Origin of the sequence: Streptomyces sp. NPDC005962, from assembly GCF_040629205.1 — a bacterium.
Taxonomy (GTDB): domain Bacteria; phylum Actinomycetota; class Actinomycetes; order Streptomycetales; family Streptomycetaceae; genus Streptomyces.
Genome location: NZ_JBEXVE010000020.1, coordinates 23704 through 36420, shown reverse-complemented (window position 1 = coordinate 36420; position 12717 = coordinate 23704). Strand labels below are relative to the sequence as shown.

The window sequence follows — 12717 nt, the reverse complement described above, 5'->3', positions numbered from 1 at the left end:
ATTGGCCGCGCACCCAGAGCACGAAGAACGCAGCACGAAGAACGAAAGGCCCGAAGAACATGAGCGATTCGGAAACGCCGGACCAGTGGGCCTCGGGGCTCCTGCCGCCGACGACCACGGAGGAGGTGCGGGACCGGCGGGCCGGTGTCGCCGTCCTGCCCATCGGCAGCTTCGAGCAACACGGCGCATACCTCCCGCTGGTGACGGACACGGTCATCGCCTGCACCATCGCCCGGGAGATCGCCGCGGCGTATCCGGTCCAACTCCTCCCGCCCGTCACCGTCTCGTGCTCGCACGAGCACGCGGACTGGCCGGGGACCGTCTCCATATCCGCCGCGACCCTGAACGCCGTGGTACGCGACATCGCCGGATCGCTGCGCCGCTCCGGTATCGGCTCGCTGATTCTGGTGAACGGGCACGGCGGAAATTACGTCCTGCGCAACATTGTTCAGGAATCCGCCGGCACCGGTACCCGCATGGCGCTTTTCCCGGGCTCGGCCGACTGGGACACCGCCCGCACCAGGGCCGGTGTCCTGACCCCGTCGTACAGCGATATGCACGCGGGAGAAGTGGAGACCTCCATCCTGTTGCACGCCCATCCCGAACTCGTCCGTCCCGGTTATGAAACCTCCGATTGTCTCGCCGACGACCGGAAGCATCTGCTGACCCTCGGTATGGCCGAGTACACCGAGTCCGGTGTCATAGGCCGTCCTTCCCTGGCGTCTGCCGGGAAGGGAAAGGAACTTCTCGCCGCACTCACCGAATCCTTCGCCGAGTACCTTTCTGTGGTCGGCGAGCGGCAGGAAACGGAGACGCGATGACGACCCTGGACACGGCACAGGCCTGGGAGCGGCTGCGCTCCATACGGACCGTGGCCGAGGCCCGGACCGCCGGGCTGGTGCGCGGCGCGGACGGCGCGGTGCGCTGGCGGCAGGACGCCACCCCGGACGCGGACGAACTCGCCGAGTGCTATCTGCCGCTCTGCCTGGCCGGGCCGCGGCTGACGATCGCCCAGCTCGGCCAGAGCCTCGACGGGTTCATCGCGACCCGCACGGGCGACGCCGACTACGTCACCGGCGAGGAGGACCGGTGCCATCTGCACCGGCTGCGCGCCCTCACCGACGCCGTGGTGGTCGGGGCCGGGACCGCCGTCGCGGACGACCCCCAGCTCACCGTGCGCGCCTGCTCCGGACCGCATCCGGTGCGCGTCGTTCTCGATCCCCACGGCCGGGTACCTCCGCATCGCCGGGTCTTCACCGACGGCTCAGCGCCGACCCTGTGGGTGGTGGGGGCGGACTCCGGCGACGGGCGGACGGCGCCGGACGGAGTTGACGTACTGACCCTGCCGGACCGTGCCGCGTTCGCGCCGCAGCGCCTGATGGAGGCGCTTGCGGCGCGGGGGCTCGGCCGGGTGCTGATCGAGGGCGGCGGCGTCACGGTGTCGCGCTTTCTGCACGACGGCGCGCTGCACCGGCTGTACGTCACCGTGGCACCGGTTCTGCTCGGCGACGGCATCCCCGGGCTGCGCTTCGACGGCACCTCCGTCATGCGCGACGCCCTGCGGCCCCGGACCCGCCGGGCCCGCCTCGGCGAGGACACCCTCTTCGAGCTCGACCTGGGAACGCCGCAGCCCGACGGCCCACTGCCCGACCAGCACACCCAGACCGGGCAGGCTCGCGGCGAAGGTGAGCACCCCGTAGACGACGGCGACCGTCAGTCCCTGGGCGGCGCCCAGGCCCGCGGTGCCGAAGGCCCACGCGGTGACGCCCTCGCGGGGACCCCAGCCGCCGACGTTCAGCGGCAGCGCCATGGCGAGCAGGGCCAGCACCATGATGGGCACCAGCTCGGCCGCCGGAGCGGTTGATCCCGCTGCCCGCGCGGCCAGCAGGAACATCCCGAGATAGCCCGCCAGCACCACCGCGGAAGAGATCACGACCCCCGGCCAGCTCGCGCGGGCCAGCAGCCCGAGCCGCGCCTCGGTGAGCGCGGCGCGCAGCGCCCGGCGCCCCCGCGAGGTGCCGGGCCTGCGGCGCAGCCGTACGACGGCCACGGCCCCGAGCCCGCACACCGCGAGCAGCGCGGCCGCGGCGCCGGGCGTCGTGGCCACGGCGTGGAGCACCCGCCCGGCCTCGGAGAGGGCGAACGAAGGCCGGGCGAGCAGAATCGCCACGCCGACCATCACCAGCACCACCTGACCCGCGGTCCGCTCCAGCACCACGGCGCGCACGCCGCGGGCGACATCGCCCTCGGTCCGCCCGTGCCGTACCGCGCGGTGCACATCGCCGAGGACACCGCCGGGCAGCGCCGCGTTGAGGAACTGGGAGCGGTAGTAGTCGCCGACGGCCTGGACCAGGGGCAGCCGGATGCGCAGCGCCCGAGCCACCACGCACCAGCGCCAGGCGCTGAACACGGTGGTCAGCAGGCCGAGCCCGAGGGCGGCCAGCAGGGTGAGACCGTCGATGCGGCGCAAGCCCGCCAGGAAGGCGCCGGTGCCCATCTGCCACAGCAGCACCGCGATGATGGCCGCTCCGGCGAGGGTGCCGAGCCGGGCCCGGATCGTCGCGCTCATGACAGTCCGTCCGTCGGTCCGGGGTGCACCGGACGCGGCAGGGCGAGCAGGTCGTCATGGTGCACCACCACCCGCAGCCCGCCCGCCGCGGCCTCCGCCAGCCGCCGCCGCAGATACGTCTCGGCGCGTGGCGCCAGCTCCGGCCGGTGTTCCACGGCCGCGCCCACCCAGCCCCGCAGCCACTCCGCCGCCAGCGCCGACTCCCCGGCGCCCAGCAGCCAGGGGCTCGCGTGCGTCCGTACCGTCGCACCGTGCCGGGCGAAGGCCTCGGAGGCCACCGCGACCGCGTCCGGCCCGAGCATCCCGGAGCGGCGCTGATGGTCGTTGAACGCCTCCGCGATCTCCTCGTCCAGCGGGTCCCCCGGCGTCAGTTCGACCCGGCCCGCCACCGACAGCGCCAGCAGCACCGGACAACCCGCCCCGGCGCAGGCCGCGGCGAGCCCTTCCACCTCCTCGGCGGTGAGCACGTCCAGCAGTGCGGAGGCCGTCACCAGCGCGGCACCGGCCAGATCGTCCGCGGTCAGCGAGCCCAGGTCACCGCGGTGCGTGCGCACCGTGACCGGACCGCCGTCGGCGGCCGTACGCGGCGCCCGCTCGGCGGCCAGCTCCAGCAGCGCGGGATCGTGGTCGTGCAGCACCCACTCCTGCGGGCCCTCCAGCCGGGGCGCCAGCCACCGGCCCAGCGAACCGGTGCCGCAGCCCAGGTCATGGATCACCCGCGCGGTGCCCTCGGCCGCCTCGGCGAGCCGGTCGCGCAGCGGCACCAGCAGTTCGGGCGCGCGGGCGGCGGCGTCCGCGCCTTCGCGCAACTCCAGCCACTCGGGTGCGTAGTGAGGCGTATCGGTGGTGGTCACGCGGCCCTCCGGGGTTCGCGGCGAAGTCGTTCCAGCGCACCGGACAGATCCCGGACGGTCGTCTGCCAGCCGTCCAGCGCGGTGCGCCGGCCGCGGGCGGCCGTGATCAGCCGGCGGCGTACATCGGGGTCGCCCAGCCAGCGGCGCAGCGCCGCCCTGAGCGCGTCCGGGTCGTCCGGGGTGACGAGCAGGCCCGGCACACTGCCCTCGGGCGCGTACCCGAGCGCCTCCGGAATCCCGCCCACGGCGGTGGCCAGCACCGGAACGCCGTGCGCCAGCGCCTCGGTCACCACCATTCCGTAGGTCTCGGCGTACGAGGCGAGCACCAGCAGATCGGCACCGGCGAAGCTCGCCTCCAGCTCCGCGCCGCCGCGCGGGCCGGTGAGCCGCACCCGGTCGCCGAGCCCGCACTCCGCGATCAGCTCGCGGAGCCGTTCCACATAGCCGGGGTCCTGGTCGAGACCGCCGACGCACTCCAGCGTCCACGGCACATCGGTGACCTCCGCCAGCGCCTCCACCAGCCGGTGCTGGCCCTTGCGCGGGGTCACCGAGGCGACGCACAGCAGCCGCGTGCCCTCGTCCGTGCCGGACGCCTGCGGCGCCACATCGGCACCGGGCGCGGCCACATGGACCCGGCCCGGGGCGAGCCCGTGGTGCGCCACGAGCCGACGGGCCGCCCAGCCGCTGGTGGCCACGACCGCGGGCATCGCGCCCAGCGTCTTGCGCTCCAGCGCGTCCAGGTCCGCCGCCCGGCCGGGCGCCAGCCCGGTCTCCTCACCCAGCGGCAGATGCACCAGCACCGCGGTCCGCAGCCGTTCCGCCTCGGGAACGACCAGGTAGGGGACGGCGCAGGCGACGAGGCCGTCGAGGAGGACGATGCCGCCGTCCGGCAAGTCCGCCAGCAGCCGGGACAGTTCCGCGCGCGCCGCGGGCCCGGGCTGCGGCCAGCTGCCCGCGATCGTGTGCTCGCGGACGTCCCAGCCGATGCCGGGCAGCTCCCGGCAGATCCGCCGGTCGTACGTATTGCCGCCGCTCGGCGAGGCCGGATCGTCCACCCCGCCGGGCATGACGACGTGCACTTCGCGCGCCGGCGGTGGGACGGCACCGCCGCCGAGGCCGAGCAGGCTCCCCGGGCTCTCCACGTGCGCGGTCACAGGTCACGCTCGTAACTCGCCCAGGCCACATGCGATTCGTGCAGGGTGACCTGGAGCCCGGACAGGCCGCGCGCGCCCTCGCCGAGCGCCCCGGCGTGCACCCGCTCCGCGAGCCGGTCGGCGATGACCTTGGCCAGGAACTCGGTGGAGGTGTTGATCCCCTTGAACGCGGGCTCGTCATCGAGGTTCCGGTAGTTGAGGTCGCCGACCACCGCGCCCAGTTCCTGGGTGGCCAGTCCGATGTCGACGACGATGTTGTCGTCGTCCAGCGTGGCGCGGCGGAAGGTGGCGTCCACCAGAAACGTGGCTCCGTGCAGACGCTGTGCGGGTCCGAAGACCTCTCCGCTGAAACTGTGGGCGACCATCAGGTGATCGCGGACGGTGATGGTGAACAACGGGCCCTCCCGGTCCGGCGGCACATCTCGGCTTCTAGTACGGCCGATGCCTTCCCCGTGTTCAGCCCCAGCTCAGCCTAGTTCGGTCGGCGACCAGGACACCGTTCAGTAACGCACCCGGTGGCAGAGCCCCGGCAGCTCACCGGCGGTGATCCGGGCCATCACATCCGGTAGTTCCTCGAACGCGCATTCCCCGGTGACCAGCGCGTCCAGCGCGGGATCGGCGAGCAGCTCCAGCGCGAGCGCCATCCGGTCCGCGTAGCCGCGGCGGCCGCCCCGGGCCGGGGACACCGTCCCCACCTGACTGGCGCGCACGGTCAGCCGCCGGGAGTGGAACGCCTCGCCGAGCGGCACGCTGATCCGGCGGTCGCCGTACCAGCTCAGCTCGATGACCGTGCCCTCCGGAGCGAGGAGTTCCAGCGAACGCGTGAGCCCGGCCTCGCTCGCACTCGCGTGCACCACGAGATCACGGTCGCCCTCCGCGTCCTGGGGGAGCGCGAAGTCGACACCGAGCGCCTTGGCGACCTCGGCGCGCGCCGGGTCGGCGTCCACCAGCTGGACCCGTACGGCCGGATAGCGGGCCAGCAGCGCGGCCACCGACGCCCCGACCATCCCCGCCCCGACCACCGCGATCCGGTCGCCGAGCAGCGGCGCCGCGTCCCACAGGGCGTTCACCGCGGTCTCCACCGTCCCGGCCAGCACCGCCCGCTCGGCGGGCACGCCCTCCGGCAGGGGCGTCACCGCGCCGGCCGGGACCACGTACCGCGTCTGATGCGGGAACAGACAGAAGACGGTGCGGCCCACCAGCTCCCGCGGCCCCTCCTCGACCACCCCCACATTGAGGTAGCCGTACTTCACCGGCCCGGGAAAATCACCCTCCTGGAACGGCGCCCGCATCGCGCCGTACTGGCTCTCCGGCACCCCGCCCCGGAACACCAGCGCCTCCGTGCCACGGCTCACACCGGAGCACAGCGCGCGCACCACCACCTCACCCTCGGCGGGCTCGGGCAGCACCACATCCCGTATCCCGCCGTGACCGGGGGAGTTGAGCCAGAAAGCACGGGCGACGCGCTCCATCTGCGTCCTCCTGAGGAATCGAGCGGAAACTCCGCGCGGGGACAAGCGGAAACAACGGGCCGCGCATGGCGCTGAACAAACGGGAGACGCGCCACGTACGGGACATCATCAAGCCGCGCACACGCTACGCGGCGCCAATCGACACTGTCACACAGCCGGAGGGGTGCCCGGTGGCCCTGAACCACACTGACAACGCGAGGCTGTTGCGGCAGGAGACCGCGGCGGGAGCGGGCGTACAGGTCCTCCTGCTCACGCTTCTGGGTGCCTCGCTCGACCTGGGGCCCGCGGGCTGGCTCACCGGCCTCGCCTTCGCGGCCGTCACCTGGGCCGTGCTGACCCGCGCCGTCTCCCGCTCCTGGCTGTCCTCCTTCGGGCCCGCCAACCGCGTCACCCTGGCCCGGGCCACCCTCGTCGGGGGCGTGACCGCACTGGTCGCCGACTCCTTCACGAGCCCGCCCCGGGCCGCGGTCCTCACCGCGCTCACCGCGGTGGCCCTGATCCTCGACGCGGTCGACGGCCAGGTGGCCCGCCGCACCGGAACCTCCTCGGCGCTCGGCGCCCGGTTCGACATGGAGGTCGACGCCATCCTCATCCTGGTGCTCAGCGTCTACGTCGCCACCGCGCTGGGCCCCTGGGTGCTGCTGATCGGCGGCATGCGCTACGCCTTCGTCGCCGCCGCCCGCTTCCTGCCCTGGATGAACGCGGCCCTGCCGCACAGCATGGCCCGCAAGACGGTGGCCGCCCTCCAGGGCGTCGCCCTCCTCGCAGCAGCCACCGGCCTCCTCCCGCCCCCCGCGAACCTCGCGGTCGTCATCCTGGCCCTGACCTCGCTGGTCTGGTCCTTCGCCCGGGACATCGGATGGCTGTGGAACCAGGCCAAGGCCACCCGCACCGAACGACGGACGCCCCCCACCCGCCCCATCCCCCGCGTCACCCACCTCACACGCCCGGTCCCCCGCGTCACTCCGGACGACGCCGCACTCCCGGCCCGCAGCGCATGACCGCGTGAAAGGCCCTCGGGAACTGCGGGCGGGGGCCGACGCCCCGACACAGCCGCGAAGCACTTCCGCGAGGAGGGGAAGCCACGCGGTGGCTGCTTCAGGCAGAGGTCTCGAACGTCTCGATCTCGCAGCGCGCGACGCCGCTCTTGTCGATCCTGGCGTCGCTGGTGATCAACGGCAGACCCAGACTCTCGGCCAGGGCGACGTACTGCGCGTCGTAGGCGGAGAGGTTGCTCGACAAGCCCTTGACGCGCTCCCAGAGAATCAACGTCTCATGCCGGTCGATCGCCAGATCGCGGTACGTGGCCACAGCCTTGCGGAGCTGCTTCTCGCTCAACTTGGGCTCGCCGCCGCGCCGACCGCGTGCCAGGCCGAGCAAGGCGGACATGATCTCGTAATCGATCAAGTGCGGTGCGGCGAGACGGTCCTCCTTGGCGACACGCTCACGTACACGGTGCCCGGTGGGGCCCTCGTCGCTCAGGAAGAAGACGAGCGCCGAGCAGTCGACGACGATCAACGGCCCGCCCTCGCGTCGTCGATCGCGGCCAGCACGTCCGACGTACTCAAGCTCGCCCCGGCCTCGGCTTCCGCGCGGGCGGCGGCCTCGGTGAGCGTGGGCCTGGCGGCTTCGCCGACGAGGACGTCGAGCGCGTAGGCCTGGAGCGACTTGCCCGCCTTCGAGGCGCGGACCTTCAGCGTGGCAAGGGCGTCATCAGGGACATCGCGAATGGTCAGAGCAGTCATGCCTGCATTTTAGCAGCATTGCAGGCAAAATGCAGGCGACTCGCTGGGAAGTTTGCCGAATGAGTTTCGGCGAATGGAAGACGTGCGGCGAGCGGAGTCTTCGTCCCGCAGGCAACACCCCGGGCTACACCGATTTACGGACCAGACGCCAGCGTCCGCGCCATACCCAGCGGACTTCCCTCGCTGAGTAAACGTCGCTGAACCGATAAGGGCTTGTGCTCGATGCCTCAACGCACACTCTTCCATGTGGATATGGCGATCGACTGAACTGACGACGCCCTTCCTCGGTGACCGGTCTCAGCCGCGCAGGCGCGAAGCGTGGCGTGCGGGTGCGTGACGCCGCTGCCGACGACCGGAATCCGGGTGCTCACCACCGGCCACTCGATGTCGGTCCAGGTCACCATGGCATCAATACGCTCTGGCTCGTCCAGGTACATCCGGACCGCGGAGAGCAACGAAGCCGAAAGTTCCGCAAGGGTGGGCCGCGGTGGTGGCGCTGTGCGGTGCACCGGACCTCGGCCACGTCGGTGTCGATCTGCTGGGCCGACCCGCTGAGCGTCCGCGATCACTCACGGACGACCGTGGTGACCTTCCCCGTGGCGAGATCGTAGGCGTAGCCGCCGACTGCGATGTTGCCGATGCCCGGCGCGAGCTCGGGCGCCGAGCACAGCTTGGCGACGTCTTCCTGGACCGTTTTGGACGGCTCCAGGACGGCCATTTTCAAGGAGGTCTGCTCGTCCCAGCCGCCGCGTGCGGCGTAGCCGGCGCGCAGATCGTCGTCGGCGAGCAGTCCCGAGCCGCAGTCGGTGTGGTGGATGACGGCGATCTCGAACCAGTCCGCGTCGGGGGTCTTGTTCTCGTGCAGGTGCACTATCCAGGCGAGGTCCTTGATGACCGCGGGGGTCACACGGCCGCCGACGTTGCGCGCGACGATCGCTTCCCCGAGCCGGACGCCGATGATGGCCGCGGGCTCCACGCGCGGGTCGATGCAGGTGATCAGGTACAGCTGTCCGAACGGGACGAAGGGAATCTCGGGAACGTCGGCCTGGGCGCCGGAGGCCGCGAAAGCGCGGTTGCGCTCCAGGTACGGGGTGATGTTCGGCATGGCTGGTCCCTTCAAGATCAAGAAACCTTGGCGGAGGGCGAGCACCCCGTTTCCCCTCCACCTCCAGCATGACACGGTGCCGCGGACCACACCCCCGCTCTCCGTCCAGATCCGCGTGCGCTGCCGCAGCCGCATTGTCCGGAGCGCACTCGACGCTCCCGTTCCGTCGGACTGCCTCCACCGTCAGCGGTGGCGTCGACGAGGTCGAAGCGGGCGACATGCAGGTCCTGATCGCCGGTCGCTTCGGCGATGTCCTTGGCAGCGGAGCATGACCTGGTCGCGGTGGCGAACGCGGACGCCTGTGTGGGGCGGTAACCAGAACACGGCACCGAAGGCTGGTCGCCGGTGGGATCGAGCGCCCGTCAAATCCATCGGTCCTCAACTGGGCTTCGAGGCGGACTGGGCAGGTCAGCGGCAAGGTCGGCACGCCGCCCCGTAGTCGTCGCTGGAGGTCCTTTCGTGCGCACTCGCCGTGTCCTGGTCGCTGTGGCTGCTGCGGCCGCAGTCGGGGGTCTTCCCTCCGCAGGTCGGCGCCCCCGCCGTCGCCACCCAGGGGATCACCGAAACCCAAGCCCGCCGGGCCAGGGCCGAAGCCAAGTTCTGCGCGTCTTCGAAGGGCGGCGAGGCCTGATATCCCGCGACGAGATCGACCGGCTCATGGGCTCGATCACGGACCTGGCCGCTGTTCTGCGGCAAGCCGAGCCCGAGGGCAAGGCCGACATCTACCGGCAGCTCGGAGTGCGGCTCACGTACGATTCCGGGAAACACAAAGTGCTGGCCGAGATGAGACTCGACCAGCACTCTCGCGAAGCCTGTGGGCTATCAATACGTGTCCGAGGGGGGACTTGAACCCCCACGCCCGATAAAGGGCACTAGCACCTCAAGCTAGCGCGTCTGCCATTCCGCCACCCGGACCAGGTGTCTGCCGTTCGGCCCGTGGCCGTTCCGACGTGGAAAACCATAGCAAACATCCGGGCGTGCTCGATCACCCGAGGTCGGAGGCGGGGAGCGGGGGCGAGGGGCGGAGAGTGTGTATGGGGAATGACAGCCATATTGCGGCCTTGGGCTGCGGCGTCGGGGGGTGGAGGATGGCGGAGGAGCCCCGTGGCGGGCCGGTCCGGGTGGACCCGGCCTGGGGGCGGGAACGATGAGGAGGCAGCGTGAGTGAGTCGCAAGCGGGCGGGACGAAAGCCGGAACGGTCAGGGGCGAGGACGAGGTCGTCGATCTGTGCCGTGATCTGATCCGGATCGACACCAGTAACTACGGCCCCGACCACTCCGGGCCCGGGGAGCGGGCCGCCGCCGAGTACGTCGCCGAAAAGCTCGCCGAGGTGGGGCTCGAACCGCTGATCGTCGAGTCCGCCAAGGGCCGGGCCTCGACGGTGGCCCGTATCGAGGGCGAGGACCCGTCCCGGCCCGCGCTGCTCATCCACGGCCACACCGACGTCGTACCGGCCAACGCCGAGGACTGGACCCACCACCCCTTCTCCGGCGAGATCGTCGACGACTGCGTCTGGGGCCGGGGCGCGGTGGACATGAAGGACATGGACGCCATGACGCTCGCCGTCGTACGGGAGCGGCTGCGCACCGGCCGCAAGCCCCCGCGCGACATCGTGCTCGCCTTCCTCGCCGACGAGGAGGCGGGTGGCGTCTTCGGGGCGCGGCACCTGGTCAACCATCACCCGGAGCTGTTCGAGGGCGTGACGGAGGCGATCGGCGAGGTCGGCGGCTTCTCCTTCACGGTCAACGAGGACCTGCGGCTGTACCTGATCGAGACCGCCCAGAAGGGCATGCACTGGATGCGGCTCACGGTGGACGGCACCGCGGGCCACGGCTCGATGACCAACAACGACAACGCCATCACCGAGCTGTCGGAGGCGGTCGGGCGGCTCGGGCGGCACAAGTTCCCGATCCGGGTGACCAAGACCGTACGGTCCTTCCTGGACGAGCTGTCCGACGCGCTCGGCACCCCTCTCGACCCGGAGAACATGGACGAGACGCTGGCCAAGCTCGGCGGGATCGCGAAACTCATCGGGGCGACGCTGCAGAACACCGCCGCGCCGACCATGCTCGGCGCCGGTTACAAGGTCAACGTCATCCCCGGGCAGGCGACGGCCCACGTGGACGGCCGTTTCCTGCCGGGCCTGGAGGACGAGTTCCTGGCCGACCTCGACCGCATCCTCGGCCCGCGGGTCAAGCGCGAGGACGTGCACGCGGACAAGGCACTGGAGACGACCTTCGACGGGTCGCTGGTCGAGGCCATGCAGACGGCGCTCAAGGCCGAGGACCCGATCGCGCGCGCCGTGCCGTACTGCCTGTCCGGCGGCACGGACGCCAAGTCCTTCGACGACCTCGGCATCCGCTGCTTCGGCTTCGCGCCGCTGAAGCTGCCCCCGGAGCTGGACTTCGCCGGGATGTTCCACGGCGTGGACGAGCGGGTTCCGGTGGACGGGCTGAAGTTCGGCGTACGGGTCCTGGACCGGTTCCTCGACGGGTGCTGAGCACACCCTGGATGGCCTAATCGTTCACACATACTGAATGCATCACAAAAGGGTGAATGGTGTCGTAGCTTGATAGCTTGATTGCTCCTTCCTCGTTACATGGGGTGTGCGGCTCGTGAACGGGCCGCGATGCCGAAGAGGGGGCGGGATGATGAACCCCGGCCTTCGGCGACTACCGCATCGATCACGTGACGTCGAGTCACGGTCCACCGGAACGTGATCCCGGCGGGCCCGGAGTGTGCGCCACGCACTCCGGGGCCGTCCGGGCATGGGGGTTCGGGCGAACACCGCCCGCACGGGTTCCGGCCGGGCCACCGGCAGGGGAGCGAAAAGTTATGCGACAGGTTGCGAAAAAGGGCCTGATCACCGTAGCGGCGGCGAGCGGCGTTCTGGCCGTGACCGGGGGCTACGCACACGCGGATTCGGGGGCGAACGGCAGCGCCGGGCACTCGCCCGGGGTCGTGTCGGGCAACAACATCCAGGTGCCGGTGCACGTGCCGGTGAACCTGTGCGGAAACACCGTGAACGTCCTCGGGTTCCTCAACGACGCCCGGTGCGGCGGCGGTACGCAGCAGGGCACCGGCGGATCGGGCAGCTCCGGTACCTCGGGCAGCTCGGGCAGTGCGTCCAGCGGCTCCCAGGCGGGGAGCTCCTCCGGCTCCTCCGCGCAGGGCAGCAGCCAGACCTCTCCGGGGGTCGGCTCCGGCAACAACGTCCAGGTCCCGGTGCACGTTCCGGTCAACGTGTGCGGGAACGGCATCGGGGTGATCGCGACAGGGAACAGCGCGGGCGGCTGCGGCATGGTCGAAGCCGTACCGAACAACCCGGGGAACCCGGGCAATCCCGGTAACCCCGGGAACCCGGGCAACCCTGGGAACCCCGGAAATCCGGGTAACCCCGGGAACCCGGGCAACCCTGGGAACCCCGGTAACCCTGGCACCCCGGGTAACCCCGGAAACCCGGGTCAGCCCGGTACCCCCGGCAACCCCGGCCAGCCGAACAACCCGGGAGATGACACCCCTGGCCACAACGGGAACGACGGCAACAACGGGAACGGGCAGCACCAGAACGGTGCGCACACCGTCGACCCGGCCGCGAACCTCGGCGGTTCCCACCTCACGGGCAGCGAGCAGCTCGCCCACACCGGTGCCGGACCGATGGAACTGGCCATTCCGGCCGCCGCGGGCATGCTGCTCGCGGGCACGGTGCTCTACCGCCGGGCGCGCGTCGCGCGGCGCTGACCCGTTCCGCTTCCGCAAGGCCGCGCAAAGGCCACGTACACCGTCTGACCTGGTCTGATCCGGTCCGATCGCAGCG

Annotated in this window: 12 protein-coding genes, 1 tRNA gene and 2 pseudogenes; 6 read left to right on the top strand and 9 right to left on the bottom strand. The window is 71.4% G+C overall.

The window, feature by feature from the left end; all coding sequences use genetic code 11:
* Positions 1–59 precede the first annotated feature (59 nt).
* Positions 60–821, top strand: a complete 762-nt coding sequence (locus tag ABZ370_RS28535) for a creatininase family protein (RefSeq protein WP_358626226.1) — start codon at positions 60–62, stop codon at positions 819–821.
* A pseudogene (locus ABZ370_RS28530) lies at positions 818–1456 on the top strand (RibD family protein); the annotation flags it as partial. The gene ABZ370_RS28535 and the pseudogene ABZ370_RS28530, both read left to right, overlap by 4 nt.
* Positions 1457–1639: 183 nt before the next feature.
* On the opposite strand, the pseudogene ABZ370_RS28525 reads toward ABZ370_RS28530, so the two are convergent.
* The 5 genes and pseudogenes from ABZ370_RS28525 to ABZ370_RS28505 all read right to left on the bottom strand — a co-directional run.
* Positions 1640–2569, bottom strand: a pseudogene (locus ABZ370_RS28525) (lysylphosphatidylglycerol synthase transmembrane domain-containing protein); the annotation flags it as partial.
* Positions 2566–3423: a class I SAM-dependent methyltransferase gene (locus ABZ370_RS28520; RefSeq protein ID WP_358626224.1), complete on the bottom strand. Its 858-nt coding sequence runs from the start codon at positions 3421–3423 to the stop codon at positions 2566–2568. The gene ABZ370_RS28520 and the pseudogene ABZ370_RS28525, both read right to left, overlap by 4 nt.
* Entirely contained in the window at positions 3420–4490 is a 1071-nt protein-coding gene (locus ABZ370_RS28515; RefSeq protein WP_358626427.1) for a glycosyltransferase family 4 protein, read from the bottom strand. Before ABZ370_RS28515 ends, ABZ370_RS28520 begins: the two co-directional genes overlap by 4 nt.
* A gap of 83 nt (positions 4491–4573) precedes the next feature.
* Positions 4574–4972, bottom strand: a complete 399-nt coding sequence (locus tag ABZ370_RS28510) for a 6-carboxytetrahydropterin synthase (RefSeq protein ID WP_358626222.1) — start codon at positions 4970–4972, stop codon at positions 4574–4576.
* A 105-nt stretch (positions 4973–5077) separates the two neighbouring features.
* Positions 5078–6049 (bottom strand): zinc-binding alcohol dehydrogenase, encoded by a 972-nt coding sequence (locus tag ABZ370_RS28505; RefSeq protein ID WP_358626220.1) that lies wholly within the window; start codon positions 6047–6049, stop codon positions 5078–5080.
* Positions 6050–6219: 170 nt separating this feature from the next.
* Here ABZ370_RS28505 and ABZ370_RS28500 point away from each other — a divergent pair, with 170 nt between their 5' ends.
* Positions 6220–7050, top strand: a complete 831-nt coding sequence (locus ABZ370_RS28500) for a CDP-alcohol phosphatidyltransferase family protein (RefSeq protein WP_358626218.1) — start codon at positions 6220–6222, stop codon at positions 7048–7050.
* A gap of 97 nt (positions 7051–7147) precedes the next feature.
* Here ABZ370_RS28500 and ABZ370_RS28495 read toward each other — a convergent pair whose 3' ends face one another.
* The 3 genes from ABZ370_RS28495 to ABZ370_RS28485 all read right to left on the bottom strand — a co-directional run bounded on the left by ABZ370_RS28495 (position 7148) and on the right by ABZ370_RS28485 (position 8899).
* A complete protein-coding gene (locus ABZ370_RS28495) occupies positions 7148–7567 on the bottom strand; it encodes a type II toxin-antitoxin system VapC family toxin (RefSeq protein WP_358626216.1) in 420 nt (139 codons plus the stop codon).
* A complete protein-coding gene (locus ABZ370_RS28490; RefSeq protein ID WP_358626214.1) occupies positions 7564–7794 on the bottom strand; it encodes an antitoxin in 231 nt (76 codons plus the stop codon). The genes ABZ370_RS28495 and ABZ370_RS28490 overlap by 4 nt, the downstream gene beginning before the upstream one ends.
* A 565-nt stretch (positions 7795–8359) precedes the next feature.
* Complete coding sequence (locus tag ABZ370_RS28485; RefSeq protein ID WP_358626212.1) at positions 8360–8899, bottom strand: carbonic anhydrase; 540 nt, start codon at positions 8897–8899, stop codon at positions 8360–8362.
* A 472-nt stretch (positions 8900–9371) separates the two neighbouring features.
* On the opposite strand from ABZ370_RS28485, the gene ABZ370_RS28480 reads away from it, so the two are divergent.
* A complete protein-coding gene (locus ABZ370_RS28480) occupies positions 9372–9530 on the top strand; it encodes a hypothetical protein (RefSeq protein WP_358626210.1) in 159 nt (52 codons plus the stop codon).
* A 199-nt stretch (positions 9531–9729) separates the two neighbouring features.
* On the opposite strand, the gene ABZ370_RS28475 is transcribed toward ABZ370_RS28480, so the two are convergent.
* Positions 9730–9814 (bottom strand) — tRNA-Leu (locus tag ABZ370_RS28475).
* Between the two features lie 245 nt (positions 9815–10059).
* Between ABZ370_RS28475 and ABZ370_RS28470 the strand changes: the two genes are divergently transcribed.
* Together ABZ370_RS28470 and ABZ370_RS28465 are read left to right on the top strand one after the other, a co-directional pair.
* A complete protein-coding gene (locus ABZ370_RS28470) occupies positions 10060–11400 on the top strand; it encodes a M20/M25/M40 family metallo-hydrolase (RefSeq protein ID WP_358626208.1) in 1341 nt (446 codons plus the stop codon).
* A gap of 335 nt (positions 11401–11735) precedes the next feature.
* On the top strand, positions 11736–12641 hold the full coding sequence (locus ABZ370_RS28465; protein ID WP_358626206.1) for a chaplin: 906 nt from the start codon (positions 11736–11738) through the stop codon (positions 12639–12641).
* Positions 12642–12717: the final 76 nt, after the last annotated feature.